This is a genomic window from Halopseudomonas salina, assembly GCF_014637955.1.
In the GTDB taxonomy this organism is placed as follows: Bacteria; Pseudomonadota; Gammaproteobacteria; order Pseudomonadales; family Pseudomonadaceae; genus Halopseudomonas; species Halopseudomonas salina.
Genome location: NZ_BMFF01000002.1, coordinates 466,207 through 481,903 on the forward strand (window position 1 = coordinate 466,207; position 15,697 = coordinate 481,903).

Below are 15,697 nucleotides of genomic sequence, written 5' to 3' on the forward strand. Positions count from 1 at the left end.
ATGGATAAGCTGATCATTCTCGACCGTGATGGCGTGATCAACGAGGACTCCGATGCTTACGTGAAGAGCCTCGACGAATGGATACCCATACCGGGCTCCATCGAGGCCATCGCCAGATTGAGCAAGGCCGGTTGGCTGGTTGCCGTAGCCACCAACCAATCGGGTCTGGCGCGGGGGTTTTTCGACCATGACGACCTGCAACTCATGCATGACGCCTTGCAGCAAAGGGTGGCTGGGCAGGGTGGTCGCGTTGACCTGATACGTTTCTGTCCCCATGGCCCGGACGATCTATGTGACTGTCGCAAGCCCCGTAGCGGATTGTTCAGACAGATTGCCGAGCATTTCTGCCTGCCACTTGAGGGCGTGCCCGTTGTTGGCGACAGCCTGCGTGACCTGGAGGCCGGCGTTGCCGTCGGTTGTGAACCCTTTCTGGTAAGAACCGGAAAGGGAAGCCAGACCGAGCTCAAGGCGCTACCGGATGGCACTCGTATATTCGATAACCTGGCCGCTGTGGCCGATCATCTTCTGGATAATTGAACCATGTCACTGATGCCCCTGCGCGTCGTTCTGTTCTATCTACTGTTGGCCATCAGCGCAGGCATCTGGGGTTTGCTGATGCTGATAATAGCCCCCTGGCTGCCCTACCGCTGGCGGTTTACCCTCATCGTCGGCTGGTGGAGCCGAGTGGCCATCTGGCTGACAGTGCATATTGTCGGCATCCGCTACGAAGTGACGGGGCAGGAAAATATTCCCGATCGGGCTGGCGTGATTCTGGCCAACCATCAGAGCACCTGGGAGACGTTTTTCCTGCAGCAGGTATTCCGTCCGCAGACTCAGTTGATCAAGAAAGAACTTCTTTATGTTCCTTTTTTTGGCTGGGCTTTTGCCCTCGCCAAACCCATTGCTATCGACCGGGCCAACGGGCGGGACTCACTCAAGCAACTCAGCCAACTGGGCGGCAAACGTCTGGCTGAAGGCATCTGGATTCTGGTTTTCCCCGAAGGCACTCGCAAGTTACCCGGAGAGCCTGTGAAATTTTCCCGCGGCGGCGCCGCCCTGGCCTGCATGAACGATGCGCCGGTGGTACCTGTGGCACACAATGCCGGTGAGTTCTGGCCAAAGGTGGGGTGGGGCAAGAAACCGGGTACTATCCGCGTGATGATTGGCCCGGCGCTGTATCCTAAGGGCAGGGATCCACGTGCTATTGTGGAACTCAACAAGCAAACCGAAGCGTGGATCAATCAGGCTCTCGCTTCAGTCGTTCGAGACTGAATCCAGATCTGCCAGTTATTGTCAGGAGACCGTTCACTATGGGTATTAATGATTATCTGCGTCGTCTGGCAGAACTCAAGGGATCGGACCTGTTCCTGAGCGTTGGTGCGCCACCTACCGCCAAGTGTGAAGGCTCCTATGTACGTCTGGGCTCAGAACCGCTACCCAAAGGCTCAGTCAAGGCTATGGCCTACGAGCTGATGAGTGAGCGCCAGGCCCAGGAGTTTGAACGGGATCTGGAGATGAACCTGGCTGTCGGCATTGCCGGTGCAGGGCGTTTTCGCGCGAACGTGTATTTGCAACGTGGTGAAGTAGCCATGGTGGTGCGTTATATCAACGATCAGATACCCAGTTTTGCCGAACTGGGCTTACCGCCCGTACTGGAACGCCTGGTCATGCTGGATCGGGGCCTGATTCTGGTAACCGGCTCAACCGGCTCGGGCAAATCCACGACACTGGCTGCCATGCTGGATTACCGGAACACCAACCGCGCCGGTCACATTGTATGCATCGAAGATCCCATCGAATTCCTGCATCATCATAAGGAATCGATCATTGATCAACGGGAAGTCGGCCTCGACACCCACAGCTTCAAGGATGCCTTGCACAACGTGCTCCGCGAAGCTCCCAATGTGATCATGATCGGTGAAATACGTGATCGCGAAACCATGCAGCACGCCCTTCACTATAGCGAAACGGGTCACCTTGTGCTGGCAACCATGCATGCTACCAACACCGTACAAGCGGTGGACCGCATGGCCAATATGTTCCCCGAGGATGCGCGGCCGCAGATCCTCGGAGATATCTCGATGAACCTGGCAGCAATCATTGGCCAACGCTTGGCCAAAGGTATTAACAAACCGAGGATCCCCGTTGTTGAGGTCATGGTCAGAACACCCTACATCGTGAACCTGATCGCCCGTGGAGAAATTCAGGATATTCGCGATGCGATGTCCAGAGCGACCGACGACAAGGCACTGCAGACGTACGACCAGCACCTTTTCCAATTGATTACCGAAAAAGCCATTACCCTCAAGGAAGCTGTGCGGCTGGCAGACTCACGGAACGATCTTATTCTGCGCACCCGAATGGAGGCATCAAGTAGTACGCCCACCCCGGTCGCCAAGCCTGTATCCGCCCCAAACTCGGCGGAGCTCAAAGAAAAGCCGGCTCAACCCGCTCAGTCCACCTCGTTTGACTCTGATTTGACGGATGATTTCCGCTGAAAACCAGCCAACGGTAAGCGGCAAAACTGCATCAGAGCCGGAAATCACTCGTAACTTACTGATAGTAAAAAAGAAACCCCCGGTAGCACGATGCTACCGGGGGTTTCTTTTTTGACAAGAACAAGCTACAGATTTTTACACATCGAGATTCGAAACGGCCAAGGCATTCGTCTCAATGAACTCCCGCCGGGGCTCCACATGGTCGCCCATGAGCGTGTTGAATATCTGATCCGCTGCGATGGCGTCTTCGATGTTCACACGCAACATGCGACGGCTATCGGGATCCATGGTGGTTTCCCAGAGCTGATCCGGGTTCATCTCACCCAAGCCCTTATAGCGCTGAATAGTGTGCCGACGAGCCGTCTCACTCATCATCCATTCCAGGCCTTCCTTGAAATGGGTGATCGGTTTCTTCTTCTCGCCGCGCTGCATGTAGGCACCCTCTTCAAGGAGGCTCTGCAGCTTCTCGCCGAGTTCGGCCATGGTGCGGTAATCATTACTGGCGAACAGGTCGCGGTTGAACGTCACATAGCTGGAAAGACCGTGGGAGATAGACTCGACCTCGGGCAGCCAAAGGTGGCGCTCGCGGTCTTCACGCAGGCTTACGTTATATTGCTGGCCGGATTTCTCGCCTGTCTTGACCATGGTCTCGAATTGAGCAACCCAGTTATCCATAAAGGCCTTATCGGCCAGATTTTCCTGGGAAAGACGAGGCAGGTAGATAAAGTGCTCCATCAGCTCCAGTGGATAGAGGCGAGCAAGACGCTTGAGGGTCTTCATTACCGCGCGGAACTCCTGGACGATACGCTCCAGGCCTTCTCCTGTGATGCCTGGGGCATCTTCGTTGACGAACAGGTAGGAGTCTTCAAGGGCCGACTGGGTCAGGTATTCTTCCAGAGCCTCATCGTCCTTAAGGTACTGCTCCTGCTTGCCTTTCTTGATTTTGTAGAGCGGTGGCTGCGCTATATAGATATAACCACGCTCGATCAGCAATGGCATTTGCCGGAAGAAGAAGGTCAGTAGCAGTGTGCGAATGTGCGAGCCGTCAACGTCGGCGTCGGTCATGATGATGATGTTGTGATACCGGAGCTTGTCTACGTTGAACTCATCACGACCGATACCGCAGCCCAGGGCTGTGATCAGAGTGCCCACCTCGGCGGAGGAGAGCATCTTGTCGAACCGCGCCTTTTCCACGTTGAGAATCTTGCCCTTGAGTGGCAGGATTGCCTGAGTCTTGCGGTTGCGGCCCTGTTTGGCAGAGCCGCCCGCAGAATCACCCTCCACTATGTACAGTTCTGAGAGTGCTGGATCTTTCTCCTGGCAATCAGCCAACTTACCGGGCAGGCCTGCAATGTCCAGAGCGCCTTTACGGCGTGTCATCTCACGTGCCTTACGAGCGGCTTCACGCGCACGAGCGGCGTCGATCATCTTACCCACTACGGCCTTGGCTTCGTTTGGACGCTCGAGAAGATAATCAGAAAATGATTTATTCATTTCCTGCTCTACAGCAGTCTTGACCTCGGAGGAGACCAATTTGTCTTTGGTCTGGGAGGAAAACTTGGGATCGGGAACCTTGACCGAGATAATTGCGGTCAGGCCTTCACGGGCGTCATCACCTGACGTACTTACCTTGAGTTTTTTTAGCAGGTTCTCCTGCTCGATGTAGCTGTTAAGCGTACGAGTTAGAGCACTACGGAAGCCAGCAAGGTGCGCTCCACCATCACGTTGGGGAATATTGTTGGTGAAGCACAGAATGCTTTCGTTGAAGCTGTCATTCCACTGCATCGCTACTTCTACCGCGATGCCGTCTTCACGTTGAAAGTTGAAGTGAAAAACGGAGTTGATTGTGGTCTTGTTGACGTTGAGGTAATCAACAAACGCACGTAACCCACCCTCATACTTGAACAGTTCCTTTTTCCCCGTGCGCTCATCCGAAAGGTGAATACCTACGCCAGAGTTCAGGAAAGAAAGTTCACGCAGGCGCTTGGCCAGAATATCCCAGCTGAAACCAATGCTGGTAAAGGTCTCGGCTGATGGCTTGAAGTGAATCTGGGTGCCCGTTGTTTCGGTATCACCGACAGCCTTTAGCGGGTGTTGAGGGACGCCATGGACATATACCTGCTCCCATACCTTACCGGCACGGCGAACAGTCAGAATAAGCTCCTCGGACAGAGCGTTTACAACCGAGACGCCAACGCCGTGCAAACCACCAGAGACCTTGTAGCTGTTATCGTCAAACTTACCACCCGCATGCAGAACGGTCATGATGACCTCCGCTGCAGACACACCCTCTTCGTGCATATCCACCGGTATTCCACGGCCATTGTCCCGAACCGTGATCGACTCGTCGGTATGGATCACAATGGTGATATCGGTACAGTGACCTGCAAGGGCCTCGTCGATTGAGTTATCTACTACCTCAAATACCATATGGTGCAGACCAGTACCGTCATCCGTGTCGCCGATGTACATGCCAGGGCGTTTTCGCACTGCATCCAGGCCCTTGAGGACCTTGATGCTTGATGAATCGTAGGCTCTTTCTTCGGTCATAATCTCGTCACTCCAGACAACTTTCGGTCTGCACAATGTGTCCATGTTCCACGTGGAACATGGTCAGTAATGTTTCTTTTTGCCAGGACCGGGCGAGCTGTTCAGCCTCTACACCGGTAATAAATACCTGGCAATTCAAGCCCTCAAGTAATGCACAAAGGGCTTTTCGGTGATGCTCATCAAGCTCCGAGGGCAGATCATCCACCAGAAAAATGCAATCCTGTTGACGCCCCCGCTCCTTGAGCAGGTAACCCTGGGCGATCTTCAGCGCGCATACCACAAGCTTTTGCTGGCCTCGGGAAAGAACCTCGGCAGCGTTCATACCTTTGATGCGTAGTCTCAGATCGGCTCGCTGAGGGCCTGCCTGGGTATGCCCTAACTGACAATCGCGCTCAAACTGAGAGTCGAGCACCAATTGCAAATCACGCTCTTTATCCCAGCCACGGTAATAGCTAAGTGTTAAATCTTCCAGGCTGACGAGCTGGGCGAGGACGTCCTCAAATACCGGCTTCAGCTTGGCAATGTACGCGCGCCTATACAGATCAATTCTTTCACTTGAACTGACCAGCTCCGCTTCCCAAGGAGCCAATTGTGAACGCTCAATTCTACCACGTCGGAGCAGCGAATTCCGTTGCTTGAGGCTTTTTTGCAGCCGCTGCCAGGTGCTCAGAAATTGATGTTCCACGTGGAACACACCCCAGTCGAGGTACTGACGTCGCTGTTTTGGAGCACCTTCGAGCAGCCTGAAACTATCAGGATTAATCAACTGCAAGGGTAAGGTGTCTGCCAGCTGGGCCGTGCTACGTACAGTTTGGCCATCAATACGGATCTGATAATCCGCCGCCTTGCTGCGTGTAATCCCCATAGTGGTTTGCACGCCATTATTGAGCAATAACTCACCAAAGACTGTGCAGGCGTCATGTTCATGCTGGATAACGGGCTGCAGACGCGTGCTACGAAATGAGCGGGCCAGGCCAAGAATATGAATAGCTTCAAGCAGGCTGGTTTTGCCGCTGCCGTTATCGCCGTAGATGAGGTTGATATGTGGGGAGGGGTAGATCGTCACCGGGTGCAGATTACGCACCGCGGTGACTGACAATCGCTTGAGGGGCATGAAGTATCGAGTTACCTACAGACGCATCGGCATGACAACATAAACACTGTCATCAGTTTCGGATTCCTGTACCAAGGCACTACTGTTGGCGTCAGAAAGAATCATCTTCACTTGCTCGTTACTCAAGACGTTCATCACGTCCAGCAGATAACTGACGTTGAAGCCAATTTCGAGAGCACTGCCGTTATAATCAACAGCAATATCTTCTTCGGCCTCTTCCTGTTCAGGATTGTTCGCCTGAATCTTCAACAGTGAATCACTCAGCATCAAACGAATACCGCGGTACTTCTCGTTGGAGAGAATCGCGGTACGGCTGAATGCATTGCGTAACACCTGACGGTCAGCAAGAACAATCTTGTCACCACCACGGGGCAGAACCCGTTCGTAGTCGGGAAATTTTCCGTCAACCAGTTTGGACGTAAAAGTGAAGTCGCCAGTAGTCGCGCGTATATGATGGGTACCCAATACGATAGAGACCATGTCGTCAGCTTCTCCGAGAAGCCGAGCCAGTTCGAGTATGCCCTTACGCGGGACAATCAACTGATAGCGTTCCTGATAGTCAATGTCTGCGTCCAGAGTACACATGGCCATACGATGCCCATCTGTGGCAACGGCGCGCAGTTGTCCTTTGTTGATTTCCAGTAACATGCCGTTGAGGTAATACCGCACGTCCTGTTGCGCCATCGCAAAACTGGTTCGCTCAATAAGACGGCGCAATTTATTCTGGTTGACCTGGAAGGTCATGGAACCCGGACCTTCTTCCACATTAGGGAAATCCGAAGCGGGCAGGGTAGCCAACGTAAAACGGCTGCGGCCGGCCTTGATTACTGCCTTGTTGTCTTCAACCTTGAGCGTTATGGCAACGTCGTCAGGTAATGACTTGCAGATGTCCATGAGTTTGCGCGCGGGTACAGTTATCTCACCAGCCTCCGCAGGCTCATCCAGCTGGATCCTTCCGACCAGCTCAACCTCAAGGTCAGTGCCGGTCAGCGACAGCGTGTTTCCATCCACTACCAGCAGAACGTTCGAAAGGACCGGTAGGGTCTGACGACGCTCCACGACCCCGGCTACCAGTTGCAAGGGTTTCAACAGGGCTTCACGCTGAATGGTAAATTGCATTGTCTTCCTTCGACCTCGTGCAGTATGAAAACGGTTACCGGGTAGTCAACCTCAAGTGGTCAACGTCCTCAGCAGATTTTTGTAGTCTTCCCTTATGTCTGCATCCATCTCGCGCAGCTCGGCAATCTTTCTTGTGGCGTGCAGTACCGTGGTGTGATCACGGCCGCCAAAGGCATCGCCGATTTCAGGAAGACTATGATTAGTCAGCTCCTTGGACAGCGCCATGGCTACCTGGCGTGGCCTGGCAACCGACCTGGACCGGCGCTTGGACAGCACATCCGACACCTTGATCTTGTAGTACTCGGCCACGGTGCGTTGAATATTGTCGATACTGACCAATTTGTCCTGTAACGCCAGAAGGTCCTTGAGCGATTCACGAATCAACTCGATCGTGATGTCCCTGCCCATGAAGTGAGCGCTGGCGATAACACGCTTCAATGCCCCCTCCAGCTCACGAACGTTTGACCGAATGCGCTGGGCTATAAAAAAAGCGGCATCATGGGGTAAATCCACTCGGGACTGCTCGGCCTTCTTCATAAGAATAGCGACCCGTGTTTCCAGCTCAGGTGGCTCTACAGCAACCGTCAGCCCCCAACCAAATCGGGATTTGAGACGCTCTTCAAGGCCATCGATTTCTTTCGGGTAACGGTCACTGGTGAGGATTACCTGTTGCCCACCCTCAAGCAACGCATTGAAGGTGTGAAAAAACTCTTCCTGGGAACGTTCTTTCTTGGCAAAGAACTGGATATCGTCAATAAGCAACGCATCGACCGAGCGGTAATATCGCTTGAAGTCATTGATCGCATTCATCTGCAACGCTTTAACCATATCGGCGACAAAACGCTCGGAATGGAGATAAACGATCTTGGCAGCAGGATTGCGTTTGAGTAGGTGATTGCCGACCGCATGCATCAGGTGGGTCTTGCCCAGGCCAACTCCGCCATAAAGAAACAACGGGTTGTAGCCGTGTTTGGGATTATCAGCTACCTGCCAAGCTGCAGCTCGGGCCAACTGGTTGGACTTGCCCTCAACAAAATTCTCAAAGGTGAAGCTGCGGTTCAGATAGCTGGTGTGTTTGATAACGGGGGAGCTAGGGCCACCCTGATCCGCGCGTTGTGGCGGGCGCGGATCATCTTCCTCGATCCTTGACCGTTGACCCTGCTCAGGTTGAAACCCCTGGGCAATAACCTGCGTGCGAGGCATCACAGGGGCGCTTGCCGAGCGAAGGGTATCTTCGGAAGCAGCCACAGACTGCGCCGGCTGAGCACGCGGTGTAGGCGCCGCAGAGGCTGCCCTGCGGCTGCCTATAAGAAGAGATACCAGTGGCGCTTGCCCCTGAGACAGATCATCAAGCAGCTCTTGGACCCTGTTCAGGTACTTATCGTTAACCCAGTCGAGAACGAACCTGTTAGGCGCGTAAAGTCTCAGCTCAGCCTGGTCACCATCAACCTGCAACGGTCGGATCCAGGTATTGAACTCTTGGGATGGTAGCTCATCACGCAAAAAATCGATGCATTGCTGCCAGAGTACAACCGACACGTATTCCCCCGGTCCTTCCGTCTGGAACGACATTATTATTGGTCTGACAGGACAGCGCCAAGGGCTGACCTACCGGCTAAATTAAGGGTTCATTCTAGCCTCTAAAGGCCCTACTTATCCACACTCTTACCGCTGGCGTGAGGCACGTGAACCCAGCAACCTGAGGTTATGGTTGGACCGCCAAAGTCCCCGAATAGTCAATGACTGGCGGCATAAGCCGTGTGTACAAGTCATGGTGAGACCTGTTGAAAAGATGCCCAAAAATCTGTGGGTAAAACAGCCTGTGGATATAAAGGCAGGTTATCCACACCCTCCACACACGACTAGCACCCATCCGAACACTGTTTATCTACAATCTTTTAACCTCGCCAAGACAATGAAAAACAAGGAGAAAACTGGGTTACCCACAGAAAACCTGCTGACCATTAGCATTAACATCATCAGTCTTTAAGAAAAGATCTTTTATATATTGTTTTTAATGACATGGAACGCCAAATCGAATTGACCTGCCAAGGGTTATTCTCTAGAATTGCCGGTCCCTTGAAGGGGCTCACTGCTCTGACGCGAATCAATCAGGTATCCCAAGATGAAAAGAACATTTCAACCCAGCGTTTTGAAGCGCAAGCGTAACCACGGTTTCCGTGCTCGCATGGCTACTTCCAACGGTCGCAACGTACTGGCCCGTCGTCGTGCCAAAGGTCGCAAGCGCCTGTCAGCTTAAGACCGGTTGTACTGGTGGACCGCGGATTCAAACCTGAATACAGGCTACTTACGCCTGGGCAATTCAAGCTTGTATTTGATGGTGCCACTCGCAAAGCCTCCGGGCCCTACGTGCTGCTGTTGGCCAGGTCTAACGACCTGGGCCACCCGCGCCTGGGTCTGGTCATTGCCAAGAAAAGTGTCAAACGCGCTGTTGATCGCAATCGGGTCAAACGCATTGCCAGAGAGTCATTCAGGCTGAACAAGTCAGAACTCGGCAATCTCGACATTGTTGTCCTGGCCCGCAAGGGCCTGGGCGAACTTGATAATGCCGCGCTACACGATATGTATAGAGGCATGTGGCGCAAGCTGGCAAAGTCTGCTGACAAGCCACCCCGTTCACGCCATTCCGGACCCCCATCATCCAATGCGTAATCTCGCAGTCGGACTGATCAAGGTTTACCGTTACGCTATCAGTCCCCTGATGGCTAGTCATTGTCGTTTCTATCCTTCCTGTTCCTGCTATGCCCAGGAGGCCATCGAATCACATGGTCTGCTACGCGGCAGCCTGTTGAGCGCGAAACGACTTGGCCGCTGTAATCCCTGGGGCGACGGGGGTTATGATCCCGTACCACCCGCCACTGCCAACCATTCTTCCCAGATGAACAAGCCATGAACATGCAACGAAATATCCTGATAGCTGCTTTGCTCGTGATTACCTATCTCATGGTTCTGCAGTGGAATTCAGACTACGGCCAACCTGAGCTGCCTGAGGCGGTTACCAATCAGCAACCTGCTGATCAGAATCCAGGCTCGGACGTACCCGCAGCGATATCCAACCAGACTGCGGCGGCTTCGGCAGATGATGTGCCCACGGCAGTCGAACCCGGCACTGCCGAAATACCCGATGCGCCTGCCTCCTCACAGGCAAACGGAAACCTTATCAAGGTAGCGACAGATACCTTGCTGGTGGCCATTGACCCACGTGGCGGTGATCTGGTCGATCTGTCCTTGCCCCAATACCCGGTGCGCAAGGATCGTCCAGACCTGCCATTTCCGATTCTGGAACGCTCCGGCGGCATGACTTACGTAGCGCAAAGTGGTCTGACCGGCAAGAATGGCGTTGATGCGCGACCTACAGGTCGCCCTCTGTATACATCCGAGAGTCAGAACTACAGCCTCGGTGATGACGATCAGGTAGTAGTTGACCTGAGCTATGAAGATGCTGGCGTCAGTTATATCAAACGTTTCACCTTTACTCGCGGTCAGTACCTGGTTGATGTCGACTATCTGATTGATAACCAGAGCGGTGAGAGCTGGAGCGGAAATCTCTACGGCCAGATCAAACGCGATGACAGTCCTGATCCCTCAAGCTCCAGCGCCACAGGGATGGCGACTTACCTGGGTGCAGCTTACTGGGCAGCTGATGAGTCCTACACCAAAGTCGATTTTTCCGACATGGACAAGCGTGCTCTGAAAGAAACCGTTGAAGGCGGTTGGGTTGCCTGGCTACAGCATTATTTCGTCAGTGCCTGGGTTCCGCCAGCTGGCCAACAGCATGTGTATCAGACCCGCAAGGATAGTGCTGGCAATTACATCGTCGGCTTCACCAGTCCTGCAACAGTGGTACCAGCCGGCCAACAGGCAAGCATTTCAGCCGATTTTTACGCCGGTCCGAAAATTCAGGATCGATTGGAGGCAATTTCGCCCGGTCTGGAGCTGACCGTTGACTACGGCTTCCTCTGGTGGATCGCACAGCCGCTATTCTGGGTTCTGAGTTTCATTCACGGTTTCGTTGGCAACTGGGGCTGGAGCATCATCCTGCTCACCCTTTTGATCAAACTCGTATTCTTCCCGCTATCGGCCACCAGCTATCGCTCCATGGCCAATATGCGCCGTGTAGCCCCAAAACTGGCCGCGTTGAAGGAACAACACGGCGATGATCGGCAGAAAATGTCCCAGGGCATGATGGAGCTCTATAAGAAGGAGAAGATCAACCCGCTGGGTGGCTGCCTGCCTATCCTGGTTCAGATGCCGGTCTTCATTGCCTTGTACTGGACGTTGATGGAAAGCGTAGAGATGCGTCAGGCCCCCTGGCTTGGCTGGATCACCGACCTGTCACTCAAGGATCCCTATTTCATTCTGCCGATCCTGATGGGCGCGACGATGTTCATTCAACAGCAGTTGAACCCAACGCCGCCTGATCCGATGCAGGCCAAGGTACTCAAGATGCTACCCATAGTGTTTACCTTTTTCTTCCTGTGGTTCCCGGCTGGTCTGGTGCTGTACTGGGTGGTCAACAACATCCTGTCCATTGCACAGCAGTGGTACATTACCAGGCAGATAGAGAAAGGCGCTGCCGCAAAGAACTGACCTCGCAATGGTCCAAGCAAACGCCCCGTAATCGGGGCGTTTTGCTGTAAGCCCAAAAGACAACATATTGGAGATCGCACATGGGCCCCAGTTATCACGTAGATACTATCGCTGCGATCGCAACCCCTCCTGGGCAGGGTGGTGTTGGCATAGTCCGTGTATCCGGGCCTGCAGCGTTACAGATCGCACAACAGATCAGTCGTCTGCAGCCAAAACCCCGACATGCCCATTACGGCACTTTCTGGCAAGGTGACACAGCTCTGGACCAGGGACTGACCCTGTTTTTTCCAGGTCCAAACTCCTTCACTGGCGAAGACGTTCTCGAGCTACAGGGTCACGGCGGTCCCGTGGTGCTGGACCTGTTACTCAAGGCTTGCTTTGACGCTGGTGCCAGACCAGCCCGGCCGGGCGAGTTCAGTGAAAGAGCATTTCTCAACGACAAACTCGACCTGGCTCAGGCAGAAGCCATTGCAGACCTTATCGAAGCCAGTTCAGAACAGGCAGCACGTAATGCCCTGCATTCACTTCAGGGCGCATTTTCAACCCGGGTTCACGGATTGACCGAAGCGTTGATCGGGCTGCGTATCTACGTAGAAGCAGCTATCGACTTTCCTGAGGAAGAGATCGATTTTCTGGCTGATGGCCACGTGCTCGACCAATTACAGGAGATTCGTCAGAGGCTCCGGGAAGTACAGCGTGAGGCGGGCCAGGGCGCCTTACTACGAGACGGGATGACAGTGGTTATTGCGGGGCGCCCCAACGCTGGCAAATCCAGCTTGCTCAATGCACTGGCGGGAAAGGAAAGTGCGATTGTCACGGATATCGCAGGTACCACGCGGGACGTGCTTCGTGAACATATCCACATTGACGGAATGCCGGTGCATATCATCGATACCGCCGGATTGAGAGATACCCAGGACCAGGTAGAGCGCATCGGTGTGGAGCGCGCGATGCAGGCCATCGGTGATGCCGACCGCATTCTGCTGATGGTAGACGCATCCCAACCCGAAGCACGACACCCGGATCAACTCTGGCCTGAATTTCTGACCACTCCACCGGACCCTGCGAAAGTCACACTCGTATTGAACAAGATAGATCTCACAGGACAACCCGTTGGTGAAGAGACATCCCCTGACGGCAGTGTCACCCTGCGTATGAGCGCCCGCAGTGGTGAAGGTGTGGATCTGCTTCGCGAGCACCTTAAAGGCTGCATGGGCTTCACACAGACCAACGAGAGTCTGTTCAGTGCCCGCCGACGACACCTCGAAGCCCTGGAGGATGCCAGTGAGTTGCTAGAGCACGGTCATGCTCAGTTGACCCTGCTTGGAGCAGGCGAACTGCTTGCGGAGGATCTGCGCATGGCTCAGCAAACGCTTGGATCCATAACGGGTGAATTCAGCGCAGATGATTTATTGGGACGGATATTTTCCAGTTTCTGCATCGGGAAATAGTCCATAGGGCTGAAAAGAACCGTTTTCTCACACTTATATTCCTCCATAAAATGCCTATGAGGCCTGTGTATAACTGCCCTTGAGAGGGGGGTCGAAAACTGTGCACAAACGGTCTTTAAAATACCCTGTGTATAAGTCACCTACTTGTACACAGGTTGATCACCGCCCAAGGACCCATCCAGACGCAGGATGCACACAGAGTTTCTTCTTCCTGAAATTACTGTAATAGAAGGGTTTTACGCACTTATCCACAGATATTGGCTTCACCATTAGCATTAACAACATAAAGCTTTTAAAATCTTTTCTTTCTATATTCTATTAATGGATCAGTTGAGCGGAACTACAAACCAGCTGCTCAAAAAATAGCCAATGCAAGGCTGCATTTTTCTGCTTCAGGCCCTATAATCACCGCCCTTTTCCCGACGCCGGCGATTTGCCCGGAACGAGGTCAGCTGTGCAATTTCCAGATAGTTTTGATGTGATCGTAGTAGGTGGTGGTCATGCCGGTACGGAGGCTGCGCTGGCGGCTGCCCGGATGGGCGTGAAAACCCTACTGCTGACCCATAACGTCGAAACCCTCGGACAGATGAGCTGCAACCCGGCGATCGGTGGAATCGGCAAGAGTCACCTGGTCAAGGAAATCGATGCTCTTGGCGGAGCCATGGCCAGAGCAACAGACCTTGCCGGTATCCAGTTCAGAGTATTGAACAGCCGCAAAGGCCCTGCGGTCAGAGCCACGCGGGCTCAGGCAGATCGAATCCTGTACAAGGCAGCCATTCGCGAAATACTCGAGAACCAGCCCAATCTGTGGATATTCCAGCAGGCCTGTGATGACCTGATTGTCGAGAACGATCAGGTGTGCGGCGTTGTGACCCAGATGGGTATGCGTTTTCACGCCAGCAACGTAGTGCTGACCACGGGCACCTTTCTGGGTGGACTAATTCATATTGGTCTGGACAACTATTCCGGCGGTCGCGCCGGCGATCCGCCAGCCACCACTTTGGCCAATCGGCTGCGTGAACTACCGTTACGCGTCGACCGACTCAAGACTGGCACACCTCCTCGCATCGATGGTCGCTCGGTCGATTTCAGCAAAATGACCGCGCAACCGGGTGATTCCCCCTTGCCGGTGATGTCGTTCCTGGGCAAGGTCGAGGAGCATCCGGAGCAGGTCAACTGCTGGATCACCTACACCAACGAGCGGACCCACGAGATCATTCGCAATAACCTCGACCGATCGCCGATGTATACCGGCGTGATCGAAGGTGTGGGCCCACGCTATTGCCCCTCGATCGAAGACAAGATTCACCGTTTCGCTGACAAGAACCAGCATCAGGTGTTCATCGAGCCAGAAGGTCTGACTACCCACGAGCTGTACCCGAACGGTATTTCCACGTCATTGCCCTTCGATGTTCAACTTCAGGTCGTACAATCGATCGAGGGTATGGAGAACGCACATATCCTGCGGCCCGGCTACGCGATCGAGTACGACTACTTCAACCCACAGGATCTGAAGTACTCGCTGGAAACCAAGGTCATCGGGGGGTTGTTTTTCGCCGGGCAGATCAATGGCACAACCGGCTACGAAGAAGCGGCCGCCCAGGGCTTGTTGGCCGGTATGAACGCGGCACGGCGGGCAACTGACCAGGAGGCCTGGTGCCCGCGCCGGGACGAAGCCTACATCGGTGTGCTGGTGGATGATCTGATCACCATGGGTACCCGCGAGCCCTATCGAATGTTTACTTCACGGGCCGAATACCGTCTGGTGCTGCGCGAGGATAACGCGGACCTGCGCCTGACCGAAAAGGGCCGTGAGCTGGGCCTGGTTGATGATCATCGCTGGGCTGTATTCAGCGCCAAGCGCGAAGCGATTGATCTCGAGCATCAGCGCCTGCGCAGCACCTGGGTTCAGCCTACCAGCGACGTTGGCAAGGCCTTCGCCGAAAAATTCGCGACACCCCTTACCCACGAATACAGTCTGCTTGATTTATTGCGTCGCCCTGAAGTTGACTACCACGCCCTGTGCGAACTGACAGGCAAGGTTGATATTCCTGCTGACGCTGCGGAACAAGTCGAGATTCATACCAAGTACGCCGGTTATATCGAGCGTCAGCAGGACGAGATCAACCGTCTGCGTCAACATGAACAGACCACTATTCCCGACAGCCTGGATTACCTTGCACTGAATGGGTTGTCCAACGAGATAAAACACAAGCTCGCAGACATACGGCCCCAGACACTGGGGCAGGCTTCGCGTATCCCTGGTGTCACACCCGCTGCCGTCAGCCTGTTGCTGATTCATCTGAAAAAGCGCAGTGCGGCTGGCAGCAGCCTCATGCGCGAGGCCTGATTGC

13 protein-coding genes are annotated in these 15,697 nt (G+C 54.0%); 9 read left to right on the top strand and 4 right to left on the bottom strand.

What is annotated here, in order from left to right:
* Genes gmhB through IEV54_RS06060 form a run of 3 tightly spaced genes read left to right on the top strand, consistent with a single transcriptional unit; the run spans position 1 to position 2,498 of the window.
* Positions 1–537 (top strand): D-glycero-beta-D-manno-heptose 1,7-bisphosphate 7-phosphatase, encoded by a 537-nt coding sequence (gmhB, locus tag IEV54_RS06050; protein WP_150276432.1) that lies wholly within the window; start codon positions 1–3, stop codon positions 535–537.
* 3 nt (positions 538–540) lie between these two features.
* Positions 541–1,272, top strand: a complete 732-nt coding sequence (locus IEV54_RS06055; RefSeq protein WP_150276433.1) for a lysophospholipid acyltransferase family protein — start codon at positions 541–543, stop codon at positions 1,270–1,272.
* A 38-nt stretch (positions 1,273–1,310) separates the two neighbouring features.
* A complete protein-coding gene (locus IEV54_RS06060) occupies positions 1,311–2,498 on the top strand; it encodes a PilT/PilU family type 4a pilus ATPase (protein ID WP_150276434.1) in 1,188 nt (395 codons plus the stop codon).
* Positions 2,499–2,633: 135 nt separating this feature from the next.
* Here the strand turns inward: IEV54_RS06060 and gyrB are convergent, their stop codons facing one another.
* Genes gyrB through dnaA form a run of 4 tightly spaced genes read right to left on the bottom strand, consistent with a single transcriptional unit; the run spans position 2,634 to position 8,853 of the window.
* Positions 2,634–5,048, bottom strand: a complete 2,415-nt coding sequence (gyrB, locus tag IEV54_RS06065) for a DNA topoisomerase (ATP-hydrolyzing) subunit B (protein WP_150276435.1) — start codon at positions 5,046–5,048, stop codon at positions 2,634–2,636.
* Positions 5,049–5,055: 7 nt separating this feature from the next.
* On the bottom strand, positions 5,056–6,162 hold the full coding sequence (gene recF / locus IEV54_RS06070; RefSeq protein ID WP_150276436.1) for a DNA replication/repair protein RecF: 1,107 nt from the start codon (positions 6,160–6,162) through the stop codon (positions 5,056–5,058).
* A gap of 15 nt (positions 6,163–6,177) precedes the next feature.
* Entirely contained in the window at positions 6,178–7,281 is a 1,104-nt protein-coding gene (gene dnaN / locus IEV54_RS06075; RefSeq protein ID WP_150276437.1) for a DNA polymerase III subunit beta, read from the bottom strand.
* A 51-nt stretch (positions 7,282–7,332) separates the two neighbouring features.
* Positions 7,333–8,853, bottom strand: coding sequence for a chromosomal replication initiator protein DnaA (gene dnaA, locus IEV54_RS06080; RefSeq protein ID WP_373286423.1), 1,521 nt, complete (start codon positions 8,851–8,853; stop codon positions 7,333–7,335).
* A 553-nt stretch (positions 8,854–9,406) separates the two neighbouring features.
* On the opposite strand from dnaA, the gene rpmH reads away from it, so the two are divergent.
* The 6 genes from rpmH to mnmG all read left to right on the top strand — a co-directional run bounded on the left by rpmH (position 9,407) and on the right by mnmG (position 15,693).
* Positions 9,407–9,541, top strand: a complete 135-nt coding sequence (rpmH, locus tag IEV54_RS06085; protein WP_150276439.1) for a 50S ribosomal protein L34 — start codon at positions 9,407–9,409, stop codon at positions 9,539–9,541.
* A gap of 11 nt (positions 9,542–9,552) precedes the next feature.
* Positions 9,553–9,954, top strand: a complete 402-nt coding sequence (gene rnpA / locus IEV54_RS06090) for a ribonuclease P protein component (protein WP_150276721.1) — start codon at positions 9,553–9,555, stop codon at positions 9,952–9,954.
* A complete protein-coding gene (gene yidD / locus IEV54_RS06095; protein ID WP_223825354.1) occupies positions 9,947–10,195 on the top strand; it encodes a membrane protein insertion efficiency factor YidD in 249 nt (82 codons plus the stop codon). Before rnpA ends, yidD begins: the two co-directional genes overlap by 8 nt.
* Positions 10,192–11,892 (top strand): membrane protein insertase YidC, encoded by a 1,701-nt coding sequence (gene yidC, locus IEV54_RS06100; RefSeq protein WP_150276441.1) that lies wholly within the window; start codon positions 10,192–10,194, stop codon positions 11,890–11,892. The genes yidD and yidC overlap by 4 nt, the downstream gene beginning before the upstream one ends.
* A gap of 80 nt (positions 11,893–11,972) precedes the next feature.
* On the top strand, positions 11,973–13,343 hold the full coding sequence (mnmE, locus tag IEV54_RS06105; protein ID WP_150276442.1) for a tRNA uridine-5-carboxymethylaminomethyl(34) synthesis GTPase MnmE: 1,371 nt from the start codon (positions 11,973–11,975) through the stop codon (positions 13,341–13,343).
* A 454-nt stretch (positions 13,344–13,797) separates the two neighbouring features.
* Positions 13,798–15,693 (top strand): tRNA uridine-5-carboxymethylaminomethyl(34) synthesis enzyme MnmG, encoded by a 1,896-nt coding sequence (gene mnmG / locus IEV54_RS06110; protein WP_150276443.1) that lies wholly within the window; start codon positions 13,798–13,800, stop codon positions 15,691–15,693.
* Positions 15,694–15,697: the final 4 nt, after the last annotated feature.

Coding starts and splice junctions, on each gene's coding strand:
- gyrB (WP_150276435.1), bottom strand. CDS start 5,048: ATGACCGAAGAAAGAGCCTACGATTCATCAAGCATCAAGGTCCTCAAG.
- recF (WP_150276436.1), bottom strand. CDS start 6,162: ATGCCCCTCAAGCGATTGTCAGTCACCGCGGTGCGTAATCTGCACCCG.
- rpmH (WP_150276439.1), top strand. CDS start 9,407: ATGAAAAGAACATTTCAACCCAGCGTTTTGAAGCGCAAGCGTAACCAC.
- IEV54_RS06060 (WP_150276434.1), top strand. CDS start 1,311: ATGGGTATTAATGATTATCTGCGTCGTCTGGCAGAACTCAAGGGATCG.
- mnmE (WP_150276442.1), top strand. CDS start 11,973: ATGGGCCCCAGTTATCACGTAGATACTATCGCTGCGATCGCAACCCCT.
- IEV54_RS06055 (WP_150276433.1), top strand. CDS start 541: ATGTCACTGATGCCCCTGCGCGTCGTTCTGTTCTATCTACTGTTGGCC.
- yidC (WP_150276441.1), top strand. CDS start 10,192: ATGAACATGCAACGAAATATCCTGATAGCTGCTTTGCTCGTGATTACC.
- dnaN (WP_150276437.1), bottom strand. CDS start 7,281: ATGCAATTTACCATTCAGCGTGAAGCCCTGTTGAAACCCTTGCAACTG.
- dnaA (WP_373286423.1), bottom strand. CDS start 8,853: ATGTCGTTCCAGACGGAAGGACCGGGGGAATACGTGTCGGTTGTACTC.
- yidD (WP_223825354.1), top strand. CDS start 9,947: ATGCGTAATCTCGCAGTCGGACTGATCAAGGTTTACCGTTACGCTATC.
- gmhB (WP_150276432.1), top strand. CDS start 1: ATGGATAAGCTGATCATTCTCGACCGTGATGGCGTGATCAACGAGGAC.